The organism is Gracilibacillus dipsosauri (genome assembly GCF_003176895.1).
GTDB classification, from domain to species: Bacteria; Bacillota; Bacilli; order Bacillales; family Amphibacillaceae; genus Gracilibacillus; species Gracilibacillus dipsosauri.
This window is the reverse complement of the sequence record NZ_QGTD01000005.1, coordinates 448984-464859: the sequence shown is the minus strand read 5'-3', so window position 1 is coordinate 464859 and position 15876 is coordinate 448984. Positions and strand designations below refer to the sequence as shown.

Genomic DNA, 15876 nt, shown 5'->3' with positions numbered 1-15876 from the left:
CATCTAATTTATGAATATATCCTAGCAGGTAAATATAGTAAAGATTGTCCCGTTGCGGAATCTGTTAAATTTTTCTCTAGGTCAAAGGTCGGAATCGCTTCGATCCGACTAAATGCCTGTAAAAAGGTCGTTAATGCAATTTTTGCTTCTAATCGAGCAAGTGGTGCACCTAAACAGAAATGGGGACCCTTACCAAAGGTTAGATGCTTTACATTGTTCGGTCTGTGAATATCTAATGTAAAAGGATTTTCAAATACATCTCCATCCAAATTCGCTGCACTCATCCATGCAACGACAACATCTCCTTTTTTTAAATCATGACCTAATAAATGATTGTCCTTCTTTACTGTACGATCTCTTTTGGAAGAGTGAAAACGATATCGGAGCATTTCTTCAACTGCCTTCGGAACAAGATCCAGGTTCTCTCTTAATTCCTGATAAACAGAAGTATCATCATAAAGTATCGAGTAGAAGGTATTGGCAAGTAAATGGCTCGTTGTTTCTACACCTGCCCCTAAAAGCAACATGGTGGTTCTAATAATCTCATCATCTGTAAACCTTTCTCCGTCAACTTCTGCTCTGATCAGATCAGAGATTATATCATCAGCTAAATTTTCTCTTTTGCTGACGACAATAGGATAAAGGTATTGATAATATGCTTTTGCTGCTTCTTGCTTCTTCCATTCACTTTCCGCTTTTTTGGTTGTATCAATTGGCTGAAAAAGGATGTCGACCCATTCTTTAAATTGCATTCTATCATGAATGGGAATACCGAATAAATCAGTGATGACGATGCTAGGTAAAGGAGCAGCCAGGTCATTAACCAAATCAACAGTAGACTTTGTTTTCATCTGATCGACTAGCTCATCTGTAATTTGTTGGATTTGAGGTTCCCAATTTTTTAAACTTCTTGGTGTGAATGCAGCAGATAATAAGGAGCGTCTTTTTCGATGATCAGGTGGGTCAACGAAATTGATATTTGTTTTTTCTGGTAGTGAACCTTCTTTGTTATCCGCACCAACAGGAATCGTCGTTCTCGTACCGACACTTGAAAAATACTCATAATTCGTAAGTACCTCTAATACATCCTTGTGCTTAAAAACATGCCAGGTGTTTGTTGCCTCATCATAATAAACAGGGGAATTTTCTAGCATTTCTTGGTACCATTTGATTGGAAAAAACTCCTCCGCACGTGATTGGAATTTGGTGATTTCCTTTAATGAAATGACTTCCACTGCCATATAAGGTAACTCCCTTCTATTTTTGATTAAATGGTAGCTCGGACAACTTTACAGAATCTGTTGGGCATAACCCTGTAGCTTCGATTAGATCCTCCATATGATCGGTTGGAATCTGCTTTTTGCCTTGGTTGTTATCAAGCTTAACAAATGCTAATCCCTCATCGTCAAAATCAAATACATCTGGAGCTATTCCTTCACAATTTCCACAGCCAATACAAGTCTCCTTATCCACCACTGCATATGTTGGCAATTTAAAACCTCCCATCAACTAAAGTGACCAATTAGTTTTATGTAGAACTCAGTGGTCATTTTTAGATTAACATATCATTTCAAAGGAAACATGAGCATTCTGAATCGTTTTTTGCTTTTTGGTACAAATTACCTAAATAAAACGAGAAAAGGCAGTGCCTTTTCTCGTTATTGCATCGTCATATTTTCCTTCATCATCGCCTTCTCGGTTAAAGAACGTCTATGTTCTAGCTCCACATCCATTTCTGCTCGCTTATGATCCAAATGATAGAAGTACATGACACCTATAATGAGTAAGCAAATGACGATAGGTGTCCATATAAAGCTAATTTCAATATATTGAAGGGCGATAGTGGTTTGTTCCACGTTAGGAACATAGCCACCCATGCTTAATAATAATCCAATGAAAGCACTGGCAAGCCCCATACTTCCTTTAACGAAAAAGCCTTGAAATGCTGCAATCATACCAGCAATACTACGGTTTTTCTTATATTCAGAGTAGTCAATTACATCTGGCTGAATTGCGAAGGTACTACCAAAGATTCCATAGATCCCGAGACCAGTTATGGCTAGACCAACAATTAATAGACTAGGAGATGGCTTTCCGAGAAAGATTAGTAAATCGCCAATGATGTAGATGACAGCACTTAATATGAGCACACTTTTCTTAGACATCTTCTTCTGGAGCCATGGTAGGACAAATAGCATAGGTAAGCCAGATAGAATTCCGAATAGCCCAACAAATGTTAACCATTCTGTCCGACCAAGGTTATAGGTAAAATAATAGATAACGGTCGTATTTCGAATAACAAACAAACCGAAATACAGGAAATTGATCACTAAAAAAATAATCGTTTGGCCAGTTAATCCCTTTAAGTCTTGTAAAATAGACGATTTTCCTGGTGTCACGGAAGGAGGGACTACCTCTTTTGTATTAGTAAATGTATACACAAATAACAGCATCGCAATCAATCCATACATACTCATGGTGATTAAGAACCCTTTTTGCATATTACCTTGACCGAATAATTCGACTAGTGGCATTGTAATCGACATCACTAAAGCGGTTCCAATAAGCGCGAAAATCATCCGAGAGGTCACCAACACATTTCTTTCATGATTATCAGAGGTTAGTCTAGGAACAATCGTATTTAACGGAATATTGACCACCGTATAAGCAGTACTTAACAGGCAATAGGTAACATATGCCCAGATGATTTTTCCGGTCATATTAAAATCAGGTACAATAAAAGTTAAAACCGTAAAGATGGCAAACGGAAGGGCGCCGATTAAGAAATATGGTCTGCCCTGTCCCCATCGTGTTTTTGTCCTATCTACAATGAGCCCCATGCCAGTATCTGTTAAGGCATCGATTATTTTGGTAACGAGCATTAATGTACCAGCAGCAGCTGCGGTAATCCCGAAAACATCTGTGTAAAAAAACATTAAGTAAGATGCCATCGTACTAAAAACGAGATTACAGCCTAAATCCCCTACACCATATCCGATTCTTTTGTTCCATTTCCCCATTTCCTCACATCCTTATCGAATATTATCTAAGCTTAAATGCTTGTAAAACCACCATCTACGACAAAATCCGATCCTGTTGTAAAGCTACTAGTATCTCCCGCAAGATAAACACAGATGGATTGTAATTCCTCAGGTTTTCCCATCCTCTTCGTTGGCGTCATTTCATTCCACTGTTTAATTAATGGCTGTAGACTGGGGGAGTTTAGAGTAAGCTCTGTTCCCATATATCCTGGACTTATCGAATTCACTCGTACATTTCTAGTAGCCCATTCCACCGCAAGTGATTTGGTTAGTTGAATCACACCTGCTTTAGACGCATTGTAGGCACATTGAGGTTGTGGATGGTTCACGATATGAGCAGACATCGATGCTGTATTAATAATGGAGCCACCACCTTGTTCGAGCATGATCTTGCCAGCAGCCTGGGCGCTGAGAAATACCCCTGTTAGATTAATATCGATTACCTTTTTCCACTGTTCAAAGCTCATATCCTCTGCAGGGGCATTGATACAAATTCCAGCATTACAAAAAGCAACGTCCAAGCGCCCGAATGCTTGAAGAAACTGATCCATCATGTGGTTAACATCATCAGGCTTGGTAACATCGGCTTCGATTGCAATGGCCCTTGTTCCATTAGTTGTACTAATTTCTTCCGCTGTCTTTGTTGCTTCCTTGATATCTAAATCTACGATGGCAATATCCGCCCCTGCCTCGGCAAAAGCAGTTGCAACACTTTTGCCAATTCCACGAGCTCCCCCTGTTACAAAGATCTTTTTACCATCCAGTCGCATTTTTTCGATAATTCCCATGTGTAAAACCTCTCTTTTGTTAATGTATTTTGTAAAATAGTTTTATAAAATATATTTATATAATAAAACGCAATAATGAAAACGTCAACATTAAATTTTTCCTTCTATTAGCAAATTTTTGAGCTAGTCATGATTCGTGTGCTATATTTAAAGAAAATTATTTTATAAAATATATTGATTTAATGAGGTTATGTATATGGTCACATTCAAAGATATTAAAAACAGTAATTATTCCGCCATTTTTCATTTGATCTATCATAATGAAAAGCTTTCGAAGCAAGAAATTGCTCATCAGTTACAATTAAGCTTACCTACAATCACACAAAATCTCGTGAAGCTAGAAAAGGAGCAATTGATTGAAAAAAGTGGACAATTCCAATCTTCTGTTGGACGTAGAGCTACGGCTTATGCACTCCGACCAGAAGCACGTATTAGCATAGGGGTAGAAATTCAACGAAACTCCATTAGAATGCTAGCGGTCAACTTACTAGGTCATGTTTTTCAAGAAACCGAGTTTTCTCTCCGTTTTGCTCAAGAGGATCATTATTTCCGCACATTATGTAATAAAGTAAAAGCCTTTATCGATTCATTAGAAGTTTCAAAAGAGCAGGTACTAGGCATTGGCTTTGCGGTACAGGCATTGACTACTAAAGATGGTAAGGAAATTATTTATGGAAAGATTTTGGATTGTACTGGTTTAAGAATCGAAAGGTTTTCTACTTATTTAGATTACCCGTGTAGATTTTTGCATGACGCCAAATGTGCTGCAACAACAGAGCTATGGATCAGGAACGATATTGGTGATGCCATTTATTTATCTATTGGCATGCATCTTGGTGGGGCTATTATTATTCATAACCAGATTGAAATGGGTAATGAAGGCTATAGTGGCACGGTAGAGCATATGACCATTGACCCTAATGGTCCTCCTTGCTATTGTGGTAAAAAAGGTTGTATGGAAACCTTTTGTTCAGTCAGTGCGCTTTTGCGAGAAGAGGAAACACTAGACAGCTTTTTCTCAGAGCTGCGTGAAGGGGTGACAAGCTATGTGTTAAGATGGGATGACTTTTTAAAGCATCTAGCTTTCTCGATTGGTAATGTTCATCAAGTCATTGATCGAGAAGTTATTCTCGGTGGCCATCTTTCTCCATATTTAATCGAACAAGATATTGACATCCTTCATGACAAAATAAGAAAACAGGCAGCATTTCCAAGCAAAGAATCATTTGTTCATCTAAGCCGTTCCCCAAAAAATGGAGTTCCAGTTGGTGCAGCATTACCATTTATCATGGATTTTATTTATTCCATTTGATGGGATAAGAGGGACGAACGATCCAATTGTCTGCCTGTGATACCCCTTCGTCAAAATACTTCGCTTTCCGCGAGCACGGCCTTCGCCTCCTCAGAAAGAGAAAATCGCTTTCCTGCGGGGTCTTCGGGTCGCGCTGTTCCCGCTGGAGTCTGCATATTTTGACTACACTAGTTTCTGCGATCATGCATTAGATCTCCATTCTTTCATTTTATTGTTTTAGCTTTTCAAAAAAGGGGGAAAATATAGACAAACAATATGTTTTTGGGAGGGTGAAAAATGTCAAGTGAAGAGATAAGCATGCCAAAAGAAAAAGGCATTGATCATACATTGCAATTACTAAAGGAAGGCTATACCTTTATCCAAAATCGTAAGAACAAGTACGAATCAAGGATTTTTGAAACAAAGCTATTAGGTGAAAAGGTCATTTGTATGGTCGGAAAAGAGCAAGCAAAATTATTTTACGATAATGGAAAATTTGAACGCAAAGGGGCAGCACCAAAAAGGTTACAAAAAACGTTGCTTGGCGAGGGTGGTGTGCAAGGGTTAGATGAAAATCGGCATCATCATCGAAAAGCTATGTTCATGTCACTAATGACAAGAGAGATGCTAAAGGAAATCCAAGAGCTTACAGAAGCGGAATGGAGTCAAGAAATTTCTCGTCATTCAGCAGAACAGGTCACCGTTTATGATATGGCTAAACATGTTCTAACAAGGGTTGCTATGCAATGGACAGGCATTCCACTAGATAGACAGGAATCAGAAAAATGGGTAGATGAACTGAGTGCCATGTTTGAAAATGCGTCAAACGTAGGACCAAAGCATTGGAAAGCAAGAAGGTCAAGATCCAAAGCAGAGAAATGGCTAAAGCAATTAATCGAGGACATTCGTAAGGAAAAAATAAAAGTAGCCAAGTCAAGTCCCATTTATCAGTTTGCTTGGCACCAAGGGCTAGATGGCAACTTGTTAGATAAACAAACTGCAGCTGTGGAAGTACTAAATCTCCTTAGACCAATTGTCGCTATATCTGTTTACGTGGATTTCACTATATTAGCAGTGCATCAGTATCCAGAACAGGTCGATAAATTGCATCAAAAGGAATTTAGCTACGAGAATTTTATTCAAGAGGTTAGACGTTATTACCCGTTCTTCCCGTTTGCTACAGCAAGAGTAAAACAGGATTTTATTTGGAACGACTATCCCTTTAAAAAAGGAACCCTTACCTTATTAGATTTATATGGAACTAATCATGATCCAAGCTTATGGGAAGCTCCAGACCAATTTAATCCTAGTCGATTTAAAGAGTGGGAGGGAAGTCCATTTGATTTTATTCCACAGGGTGGTGGGGAATACGATATAGGTCATCGTTGTGCAGGAGAATTTATTACACTAGCCATTTTAAAAGTGACCCTGAAATTTTTCCTGCATGATGTTTCCTATCATTTTCCTAAGCAGGACTTAGATTACAGCATGAGTGAGATCCCGAGTCTTCCAGAAAGCAAAGTCACAATCATTATTGCTTAATATAAGGAGGGTGAAGAGAATGGAAAGGAAGTCAAACGACGATAAAAGAAGAGAGCCACAGCATGTCGACGAAATCCCGCTAAGAGATCTAGAAATAGATTTAAAAAATGAAAAGGATAAGAAAAAAAGCCAAAACACTTCACAATCAGAAGAGGATAAATAATAATAATTTAGGGAGTTAGCACCTGCTAGCTCCCTAAAATTCTTCATAAACAGCTGGATCCTGATCATTAATACGACCATCAGGCCTTGTAAGCTTCGCTATTTTATCCATATCCTCCTGACCCAAAGAAAAATCAAAGATGGAGATGTTCTCTAATTGACGCTCAGGGGAAGAAGATTTCGGAATCGAAACAGCCCCAAGCTGATAGTGCCAACGTAGGATGATTTGCGTAACCGATTTGTGATGCTTATGCGCAAGCTCTTGAAGGACTTCCTGATGAAGTATTTCACTCGTTCGGAATAAAGGGCTCCACGACTCGGTGACAATCCCATGCTGTTCATGCCATTTTCTTTGTTCCTCTTGGTTAAAGAATGGATGAAGCTCAATTTGGTTAATGCTCGGTAACACACCAGTTTCTTTTTCTAATCTTTTAAGATGTTCTGGTAAAAAGTTACTGACACCTATCGAGTGAATGAGTCCCCATTTCTTTGCATCGATTAATGCTTGCCATGCTTCCACATATTGATCCTGCTTAGGGTTTGGCCAATGAATCAGGTACAAATCATAATAATCCAAATTCGCACGGTAAAGGGACTCCTGTATGGCAGTTACTGCCTTTTGATAGGAATGATATCGACCCGGGAGTTTTGAGGAAATCCGTAAATCCTCCCGCTTTACTGAGCTTCTTCGAATGGCAGCCCCAACTGTGCCTTCATTTTCATAATTATAGGCAGTATCTATTAAGCGATAACCGCCATCCAGCGCAGATGTAATAGCACGGACACCATCACTTCCTTTCACTTTAGCGGTTCCTAAACCAATCATTGGTATACGAATGCCATCATTCAATGTTACTTCAGGTATTGTCATTATTCCACTCCTTATTTTGTGTTATATTATATTTATTACCACATTAGTGGTGGGTATGAAACTAATTTTACTGAATAAAAGGAGATATTGTCATGAAGCTTTCCGTAGTAATCATATCTGGACCATGTGGTGTGGGAAAATCAACGATCACAAAGGCGTTAGTCAACAACATAGAAAAAACGATGCTCGTTGAAGGAGACCTACTCTTTCATATGATATCTGATCAAACGATGAACTGGGAACAAAAATTAGCGATTACATGGCAAAATATATTGTCTGTGACAAATAATGCACTACAATCTAATTTGAATGTTGTTATTGATTATGTAGTAGAGGATGAACTAGATTGGTTTATTAGCCAATTAACGAATGAAAACGTCGAAGTCTATTATATTGTATTAATCGCCAATGATGAAGCCATCAGAGATAGAATAGAAAAAAGAGGAGATATCGAATTACTTCACAGATCCTCTCAATTATTACAAGAATTATCGACAAAGCAAGCCAATATCCCTTTTTTATATGATACTACGAATAAATCCATCACCGAAATCGTCCAAGATTTGGAGAAAAAAATGAAGCATTTCCGCTATAAAACAATGGAGTAATTTTTACCAATGAAATCTTCTTGCCATCCATTGAACAGCTTGCTTTACCTTATGCTCATATGTCATTCCTATGGCGAGCTGTTCTAAAGACGCAGACACACTTTCGAGTAAGAAATGGCGAGGTTCATCCTCTTGTATCTCCTTTAATAAGAACGATAAGTATTGTCTCTCTTTCTCTTCTTTTACGACCTTCTGGAGTGCTACTAGTCGATTTTTTAGGATGTGCTCCTGTTCCTGCTTTTCTTTCACATCTGTTTGTACAAACCAATCCTTCGGAAAAAATAGATCCTTTTGGCTGATTTGCTCGTCTAGCATGGACCTCAATCTTCTCATCGCATAACGAATGATCGTTTCTGTCGTAATATGCTCATCAACGCCAAGTCTTGCTGCGTATAGCATGGGATGGGTGATTCCGATCAACATAATAGCATGATCTAGTGTATAGGGATGGCCTTCTGATGGATATAAGTCCTCTAATCGTTTAGCAATCCACCTAATTTCTCCTTGATGGGCATCGGTTATATGCTCTTTTAATTCCTTGTCCTCCGAAAAAGATACCGTCTCAAATACGGTCATTAGATGATGTTGACGATTCATATTAATTCGAATGGCAATTTGTTGAATGAAGACTTCTTCATCTGCTTTGTCCTTCCCAAAAGCCAATTCTCTTCTTTTATCGATAATTTCTTCCCTAACAACCGAGATGATAGCGATTAAACAATCATTTTTAGATTGGAAATAATTATAAAATGTCCCTTTGGAAATCCCAGCTTTATCTAAAATATCCTGAATAGAAGTAGTATCAAAACCTTTTTGAATAAATAATTGATGGGCGGCCTCTATGATTTTGGTTCTTGTTTTTTTACTCATTTTTTCACCCTTTTATAACGTAAGTATACTTGTATAAACCTTATTATATCAATATTTATTACTTGAAACAAATTTTATTGTTGAAAAAATTGAACTATAGGTATAAAATAATGAAGTACTAAAACAAATTAATGGAAAGAAGGAAACAAAATACATGACTAACGAAACATCGATGCATGCAAAGCCTCCTTATGGCATGATTGCTATTTTGTTTATTGGAGCTTTTGTAGCACTTTTGAATGAAACCTTATTAAATGTTGCCTTACCGTCTATTATGGCAGACTTTGCTGTGGATGAAACAGATGTGCAATGGCTATCAACTGGGTATATGTTGATAAATGGAATATTAATTCCAGCCAGTGCTTTTTTTATTCAACGTTTTTCTGACAAGAAATTATTCATTACTGCCATGTCTTTATTTACACTTGGTACTTTTCTAGCAAGTGTTGCACCAGAATTTTGGGTATTATTACTCGCTAGAATGATTCAAGCATCAGGCTCTGCGATTATGATGCCATTATTAATGAACGTAATGCTCGCAGCCTTTCCAGTAGAAAAAAGAGGAGCAGCAATGGGATCATTCGGTATTGTCATGATCACAGCACCTGCTATTGGACCAACATTATCAGGCTGGTTAGTGGAGCATTATAGCTGGAGGATGCTGTTTGATGTCGTCTTACCAATTGCCCTCTTAACCTTAGTCATCTCTATCTTTAAACTGAAGGATGTTACGGGCCAACGCTCTATTAAGCTCGATATTTTATCATTGATTTTATCCAGTATCGGTTTTGGCGGATTGCTCTATGGTTTTAGTAATGCTGGGGATAGAGGCTGGGATGATCCTGTTGTATATGGAACAATCATAGCAGGAGCTATTGGACTTATCTTATTTATCATCCGCCAATTGAAAATGGATGAACCAATGCTAGAGTTTCGTATCTATAAATATCCCATGTTCGCATTGTCTTCTGCTATCGCGATTGTCATTGCAGTTGCGATGTTTTCAGCGATGATCTTAATGCCGATCTATGTACAAACAATAAGAGGTATTTCTCCAATTGACTCAGGCTTATTAATGCTACCAGGAGCAATTGTGATGGGAATTATGTCACCAATTACCGGACGACTTTTTGATAAATACGGTGCAAGAGCATTGGCAGTAATCGGTCTAACGATTACCGTCGTCACCTCCTACTTCTTTAGTAAAATTAGTATGGATACAGCCTATTCTACACTAGTGTTATTGTATACCTTTCGAATGTTCGGTATGTCTATGGTGATGATGCCTGTCATGACAAATGGTTTGAATCAATTACCAGCTATCAATAACCCGCATGGTACAGCAATGAATAATACCTTACAGCAAGTATCAGGTGCGATTGGATCAGCATTGTTAGTATCTGTGATGAACAATCGAAGAGATGACAAAATTGAAGACTTACTAGCTAATGGTGCAGGAAATGTAGAGGCAGGTGCACAGCAAGCTGGTTCGATCCCATTAGATGTGCTGCATGAAGGAATGCTTGCGGGAATTAATTTTAGCTTTTTTGTCTCTACCTTAATTGCATGTCTCGCGCTGATTTTAGCATTATTTATTAAACGCGTGAAGCCACCACATCAGCAAGACGCAGAAACGAAAGTCGAAGATAAAAAAATAGCTGTAGAGTAAAAAGCAAAATCAGACCGATTTTGCTTTTTTCTTTTAAGCGAGCTAATGGCGGTATCACTTATAATAGTGGCGGGAAAAATCCATAATATACTATTCCTACAAAAAATTAATAGCTCAAATGATCCGCTATTCTTGATATAATAGAATAAGCAGCTTAGAAAGGGGATCATCTTGAGGAGAAAAACTTGGATAAAGCTTAGTTTTGCACTTATTAGTATTCTATTAATCATAGACTTAATTGCAGGTAATTTCTTTTATGATTTAGCCATTAAAAGAGAGAAGAAGGAGTTTCTGCAAGGAAATGAGGATTTAACTGTCTCCACTGCAGCGATGGATGTTTTTTTAAAGGGAGATTGGCGTAGTTGGGTAGCGAATCAGGATTTTGAACAATGGCAACTAGAATCCTATGACGGACTCCATCTAAATGGTTATTTTTTAGAAGCAAAAAAGCCGACAAATAAGACAGTAATCTTAGCACATGGATATTTAGGCGATGCGATGGATATGGGATTATATGGCCAATATTATTATGAAGAGCTAGGCTATAATATTTTTACAGCAGACTTAAGAGGCCATGGGGGGAGTGAAGGAGATTACATTGGCTTTGGTTGGCATGATCGCCTTGACTATTTAGATTGGACCGACAAAGTAATCAATCGCGTCGGAAAAGATGCAGAAATTGTCGTTCATGGACTTTCGATGGGAGCCTCAACAGTATTAATGATGAGTGGCGAGCGCCTACCAGAAAATATTAAGGCCATTATCTCTGATAGCGCATACACAAGTGTGTACGACCTCTTTAAATATCAGATGAATCGAATGTATCATCTACCTGCATTCCCCATTCTACCGACAACAAGTCTGATCACAAGCATAAGAGCAGATTACTCCTTGAAAGAAGCCTCTGCGCTTGAACAGGTAAAGAAAGCAAATGTTCCAATCTTATATTTTCATGGTAAAAATGATGATTTTGTTCCAACTAAAATGGCGAGTAAGCTTTACCAGAACACGGAAAAAGCAGAGATCATGCTATTTGCTGAAGCAAGTCACGGAGAGGCATATGCCATTTATCGAGAGCAATATCAGACGAAGCTAACCGAATTTTTAACCAAATACATGAGATAAAGGAACCTAAAAAGCCATTTCACGATGGCTTTTTTTCTATATGGAATAACTTCAAGAAGAATGGAAAAGATAGGGAAAGCCAATCAAAGAGGAGGTCGTTTCAATGGAATGGGATTTAGTTTGGAAAGCAATCCTTATTGTACTAGCAGGTACATTGTTACTAAGATTTGCCGGAAGAAAAACGATATCACAAATGACACTAGCTGAAACGATTATCATGATTTCAATCGGAACCTTGCTTATTCAGCCAGTGTCGGGAAAAAATATATGGACAACCTTAATCGTTGGGGCCTTGTTAGTTATCACGCTTATTACAATGGAATACCTACAAATGAAATCAGATAGTATTGAAAAATTAATCACAGGAAAATCCAAAATATTGATAGAGAATGGAACAATAAATGAACAAAATTTAAAAAAATTGCGCTTAACCGTCGACCAGCTAGAAATGATGCTAAGACAGAGTAATGTGGCGAATATAAAGGATGTGGAGTTTGCCACATTGGAACCAAATGGTCAGATAGGGTATACCTTAAAACAAGAGGCTCAACCAGTAACCAAAAAAGAATTTCAACAATTGATGCAAATCTTAACTACCTCTCAGCCAAATCCTTCCTCCAATAATCTATTTACGGAAGTGAGCAAGCAATCTCATGATCAAGATCCGCCGAAGCATTTGCAGTAGGTTTTGTGATCGTAGAAAAGGGAAAAGGGAGGAAAAGTCGGTAAAGGGTGAATAAGCTTGTATTGGAAAAAGTGGATACCAAAAGATTCTTCTGAAATGGCGTTAATCATTTTGATCATAGGATTTGCCTTTATCATTGGTTCAACCTTTCTTTTTATTGAGATTGCCGATGATATTTTAGAGGATGAAAAGTTTTATATAGATCAGGTTGTCCAAGATGTAATGGAATCTGCACGAGATACATGGTTCCATTCCTTGATGGAAACCATAACCGAGTTAGGCTCTGTCCCAATACTAACGATCGCAACAATCGTGTTGGTCAGCTACTTATTTCTTTTTAAGAAAAGGAAATGGGAAGCGATCTTTTTTGGGATTAACATGGTTGGAATCAGCCTGCTTACCAAAGGCTTGAAGCTAATATTTCAACGAGATCGGCCAGAAATTCTGATGCAATATGATGGCACGGGCTTCAGTTTTCCAAGTGGTCACTCCACAGGATCAATCGCATTTTACGGTTTTTGCATCTACCTTGTTGCAAGAAGTCGTTGGAAAAGCAGGACAAAATGGCTCTGTAACAGTGTGTTAAGTCTGCTCATTGTACTGATACCGTTAAGTAGGACGGTTTTAAGTGTTCACTATTTTACAGATGTATTGGCAGGTGTCTCTTTAGGTTTAGCCTGGCTTTTAGTTTGTATTTTTGGATTGCAAATATTATTATGGAGACGTAGACACCATCACTTTAATTGAAAAATCGAATATGATTTAGTTGTGTCTTCATTCTATCTAATTTTTTTCTGAACTTATTTCTATTATCAGGTAATAAGTCAATACGAGATTGTGATGCAATTAATTCTGCTACATTTTCAATCGTCCTATTTTCCGTATTTATCCGCTGTTGAAATATATCATTTGATAATCCTTGTAAACATCTATCTATTTGTTTTGCTGACCAGGAATTGTTTCTTTCACCTCTCTTCCGTAATCTCTTTTGTATCGTTTCTTTGGAGGCCCATAATACAAAGTGATTAACGATCATTTTTTCCTTTCTAAGCCTGCCAATAATTTCATCAAAATACAGAGGGTTGACTATGGTCATTGGCACAATGATAACTCCATCATATTCGCTTTCGATATACTTCAAAAGGGTATAGTTGAACTCACGCCAGATGACATAATCTTGGAAATCTCCATTACCAATTTCTTTCGGTATATTCTTATCAATAAAAAATCCAATGTTTTCCGGGTCATACACAAAGGAATTAGGAATTCTTCTATGTAATTCAAAAGAAGTCTGTGTTTTCCCGGAACCAAAAGCTCCATTAACCCAAATAATCAATTAAATCACCTACTTTTCTAATAACAGCCTTAAGACCAATGAGCAGGGTGGCGTAAATGTAAAGGTAGTTTTGTCTCGCTATCTCCCTTTGCTGCATTTAACTGTGCTTGTGTCAGAAAAATACACTCTCTTAAATCAGCGCCACTTAAATTCGCATCACGCAGATCCGCACCGAGAAAATCAGCACCTCTTAAATCGGTATTGTTAAAATCTGTTGCAATAAGTAAGGCACCGCGAAGAGGAACTCCTTGTATTGCTTTATTACTTAGATTTGCTCCTATTAATTCTTTAGGTAATTTTCGATGTTTTCGAGTGTGTTTTGCCCGAATCACTTCACTTGTTTGGACGAGTAGTGGATTAATTTGGGAGCGATGATGCTGAATATCTAATTCTAATAAAGCCGCTGGGGAAAGATACGTCAAATCCTCTATGCTGTGAAAGGCTTTTTCTATATCAGCATGGAAGGAAGCCGTTTCTTCTCTATCCATCGCTTCATTCAAATAATAGAGTATTTCATGCAGCTGTTGCATAATGGGAAAAACCTCGAACATTTCCTGGGCAATATCTTCATGGTCCCGCCAGTTTTTGTTGGAATATGTTTGCTTGGCCACTTTTTGTCCAGCCCCAAAGCATTCATAGACTGAACAGCCACGAAAGCCTTTGGTTCTTAGTTCTTTATGTATGCTGCATCGAAAATCATCTTCTAGGTTTCGACAAGGCACACCTGCAGCTTTTTGAAAGGCAAAGTCACTTGATTTTGCATAGGGTAATGCCACACAGCATAGGCCAAAGCATTGCTCACAATCTGCCTGTAAATCTTTATCTGAAATGAGTTTCATAGCAACCTCCACTTGCATGTTATAGGTTCATTCTATCATAGCATGGATTGTCCGTAACCCCTATTAATAAAAATAGAATGCAATAAAAAATCCCCTCAGTAAAATAACTGAGGGAAATCGCCTAACATAAAGATGGAGGAATATGAAAATTCGTGTTAAATGTATAGGGAGGAGCTGCAGATAATTTAGGAGCAGATCCATAGGCAGGTGGGTTTTGAACATAACAGAAGGTAGAACATCCATCCATGCTTGGACCATGTGCCCATCTACCTTGTGCCGATTCCTCGCCTCGAGAGAAATTATAAAAATCATAGGCAACCTGTTGTTTTTCTAATTGGCGAGGGAAGGTAGAAGGAACGACTACCCCTTCTTTTTGCTCAAGTTCTTCAATTGCTGCAAGCCACATATTTTGATGCATCGTATCCCTTGCAATTAAAAAGGATAGCATATCTTTCACACCACGGTCAGAGGTTATTTCGTACAGTCTAGCAACCTGAAGTCTTCCTTGGGATTCTGCATTTAAATTTGCTCTAAAATCAGCTAATAAATTCCCACTAGAAATAATATAATCGGCAGTCCACCTGTTACCTACACTGTCAGCAGGCATGGCACCTAATCCAGAAACAATAGCGTGCTGCGGATTCATCCCACCAATAATAGCAGCCATTACAGGATCCTTTGCTGCCTCTTCAAGGTCCCCGACAGGAGCATCATCTAACAGACGTGCTATCATAGTAGCGAGCATTTCAATATGTGCTAACTCTTCTGTTCCTACATCCATTAACAAGTCTTTATATTTTCCATCCATTCGAACATTAAAGCCTTGGAATAAATATTGCATAGCCACAGAGATTTCGCCAAACTGTCCACCTAACACCTCTTGTAATTTCTTTGCGAATAGAGGATCCGGCCTATCTGGTTTGGCAGGATACTGTAATTCCTTTATATGGTAAAACATAAATTCACATCCTTTTCCCTAAGATAGGTATCTGTACTTAATCTATGCTCCCGCCTAATATTTGTGATCATTTTACCGTGAGTTCAATTAA

General features: G+C 38.1%; 17 protein-coding genes. 8 read left to right on the top strand and 9 right to left on the bottom strand.

Translation table 11 applies throughout. The features are described from left to right. Positions 1 to 8: 8 nt before the first annotated feature. The 4 genes from DLJ74_RS06200 to DLJ74_RS06185 all read right to left on the bottom strand — a co-directional run bounded on the left by DLJ74_RS06200 (position 9) and on the right by DLJ74_RS06185 (position 3829). Positions 9 to 1241 carry a cytochrome P450 gene (locus tag DLJ74_RS06200; RefSeq protein ID WP_109983777.1) on the bottom strand — a complete coding sequence of 411 codons (1233 nt, stop codon included), beginning with the start codon at positions 1239 to 1241 and terminating at the stop codon, positions 9 to 11. A gap of 16 nt (positions 1242 to 1257) precedes the next feature. Beyond that, positions 1258 to 1491 carry a ferredoxin gene (locus tag DLJ74_RS06195; protein ID WP_109983776.1) on the bottom strand — a complete coding sequence of 78 codons (234 nt, stop codon included), beginning with the start codon at positions 1489 to 1491 and terminating at the stop codon, positions 1258 to 1260. A gap of 167 nt (positions 1492 to 1658) precedes the next feature. Continuing rightward, on the bottom strand, positions 1659 to 3020 hold the full coding sequence (locus tag DLJ74_RS06190) for a glycoside-pentoside-hexuronide (GPH):cation symporter (RefSeq protein ID WP_109983775.1): 1362 nt from the start codon (positions 3018 to 3020) through the stop codon (positions 1659 to 1661). Positions 3021 to 3052: 32 nt separating this feature from the next. Next, positions 3053 to 3829, bottom strand: a complete 777-nt coding sequence (locus DLJ74_RS06185; protein ID WP_109983774.1) for an SDR family oxidoreductase — start codon at positions 3827 to 3829, stop codon at positions 3053 to 3055. A gap of 196 nt (positions 3830 to 4025) precedes the next feature. On the opposite strand from DLJ74_RS06185, the gene DLJ74_RS06180 reads away from it, so the two are divergent. The 3 genes from DLJ74_RS06180 (at position 4026) to DLJ74_RS20380 (ending at position 6825) form a co-directional block, all read left to right on the top strand. Continuing rightward, entirely contained in the window at positions 4026 to 5141 is a 1116-nt protein-coding gene (locus DLJ74_RS06180; RefSeq protein WP_245902274.1) for an ROK family transcriptional regulator, read from the top strand. Positions 5142 to 5417: 276 nt separating this feature from the next. Next, positions 5418 to 6662 carry a CYP152 family fatty-acid peroxygenase CypC gene (gene cypC, locus DLJ74_RS06170; protein ID WP_109983771.1) on the top strand — a complete coding sequence of 415 codons (1245 nt, stop codon included), beginning with the start codon at positions 5418 to 5420 and terminating at the stop codon, positions 6660 to 6662. 19 nt (positions 6663 to 6681) lie between these two features. Then, a complete protein-coding gene (locus tag DLJ74_RS20380; RefSeq protein WP_181397442.1) occupies positions 6682 to 6825 on the top strand; it encodes a hypothetical protein in 144 nt (47 codons plus the stop codon). A 33-nt stretch (positions 6826 to 6858) separates the two neighbouring features. Here DLJ74_RS20380 and DLJ74_RS06165 read toward each other — a convergent pair whose 3' ends face one another. Then, positions 6859 to 7695 (bottom strand): aldo/keto reductase, encoded by an 837-nt coding sequence (locus DLJ74_RS06165; protein WP_109983770.1) that lies wholly within the window; start codon positions 7693 to 7695, stop codon positions 6859 to 6861. A 92-nt stretch (positions 7696 to 7787) separates the two neighbouring features. Here DLJ74_RS06165 and DLJ74_RS06160 point away from each other — a divergent pair, with 92 nt between their 5' ends. Further along, positions 7788 to 8303 carry a P-loop nucleotide/nucleoside kinase family protein gene (locus tag DLJ74_RS06160; protein ID WP_109983769.1) on the top strand — a complete coding sequence of 172 codons (516 nt, stop codon included), beginning with the start codon at positions 7788 to 7790 and terminating at the stop codon, positions 8301 to 8303. A 3-nt stretch (positions 8304 to 8306) separates the two neighbouring features. Here DLJ74_RS06160 and DLJ74_RS06155 read toward each other — a convergent pair whose 3' ends face one another. Then, the gene (locus DLJ74_RS06155) at positions 8307 to 9173 is read right to left on the bottom strand and encodes a TetR/AcrR family transcriptional regulator (protein WP_109983768.1); all 867 of its coding nucleotides are present in this window, start codon (positions 9171 to 9173) and stop codon (positions 8307 to 8309) included. Between the two features lie 154 nt (positions 9174 to 9327). Here DLJ74_RS06155 and DLJ74_RS06150 point away from each other — a divergent pair, with 154 nt between their 5' ends. The 4 genes from DLJ74_RS06150 (at position 9328) to DLJ74_RS06135 (ending at position 13399) form a co-directional block, all read left to right on the top strand. After that, a complete protein-coding gene (locus DLJ74_RS06150; RefSeq protein WP_109983767.1) occupies positions 9328 to 10842 on the top strand; it encodes a DHA2 family efflux MFS transporter permease subunit in 1515 nt (504 codons plus the stop codon). A 168-nt stretch (positions 10843 to 11010) separates the two neighbouring features. After that, complete coding sequence (locus DLJ74_RS06145) at positions 11011 to 11967, top strand: alpha/beta hydrolase (protein WP_425454567.1); 957 nt, start codon at positions 11011 to 11013, stop codon at positions 11965 to 11967. A 103-nt stretch (positions 11968 to 12070) separates the two neighbouring features. Continuing rightward, a complete protein-coding gene (locus DLJ74_RS06140; protein WP_109983766.1) occupies positions 12071 to 12652 on the top strand; it encodes a DUF421 domain-containing protein in 582 nt (193 codons plus the stop codon). Positions 12653 to 12709: 57 nt separating this feature from the next. Further along, positions 12710 to 13399, top strand: coding sequence for a phosphatase PAP2 family protein (locus tag DLJ74_RS06135; RefSeq protein WP_245902272.1), 690 nt, complete (start codon positions 12710 to 12712; stop codon positions 13397 to 13399). On the opposite strand, the gene DLJ74_RS06130 is transcribed toward DLJ74_RS06135, so the two are convergent. The 3 genes from DLJ74_RS06130 to DLJ74_RS06120 all read right to left on the bottom strand — a co-directional run bounded on the left by DLJ74_RS06130 (position 13392) and on the right by DLJ74_RS06120 (position 15785). After that, positions 13392 to 13988, bottom strand: a complete 597-nt coding sequence (locus tag DLJ74_RS06130) for an AAA family ATPase (protein ID WP_054859713.1) — start codon at positions 13986 to 13988, stop codon at positions 13392 to 13394. The two genes, DLJ74_RS06135 and DLJ74_RS06130, sit on opposite strands and share 8 nt — an antisense overlap. 29 nt (positions 13989 to 14017) lie before the next feature. Continuing rightward, a complete protein-coding gene (locus DLJ74_RS06125; protein WP_054789271.1) occupies positions 14018 to 14845 on the bottom strand; it encodes a pentapeptide repeat-containing protein in 828 nt (275 codons plus the stop codon). A 103-nt stretch (positions 14846 to 14948) separates the two neighbouring features. Then, the gene (locus tag DLJ74_RS06120) at positions 14949 to 15785 is read right to left on the bottom strand and encodes a manganese catalase (RefSeq protein ID WP_054789270.1); all 837 of its coding nucleotides are present in this window, start codon (positions 15783 to 15785) and stop codon (positions 14949 to 14951) included. Positions 15786 to 15876: the final 91 nt, after the last annotated feature.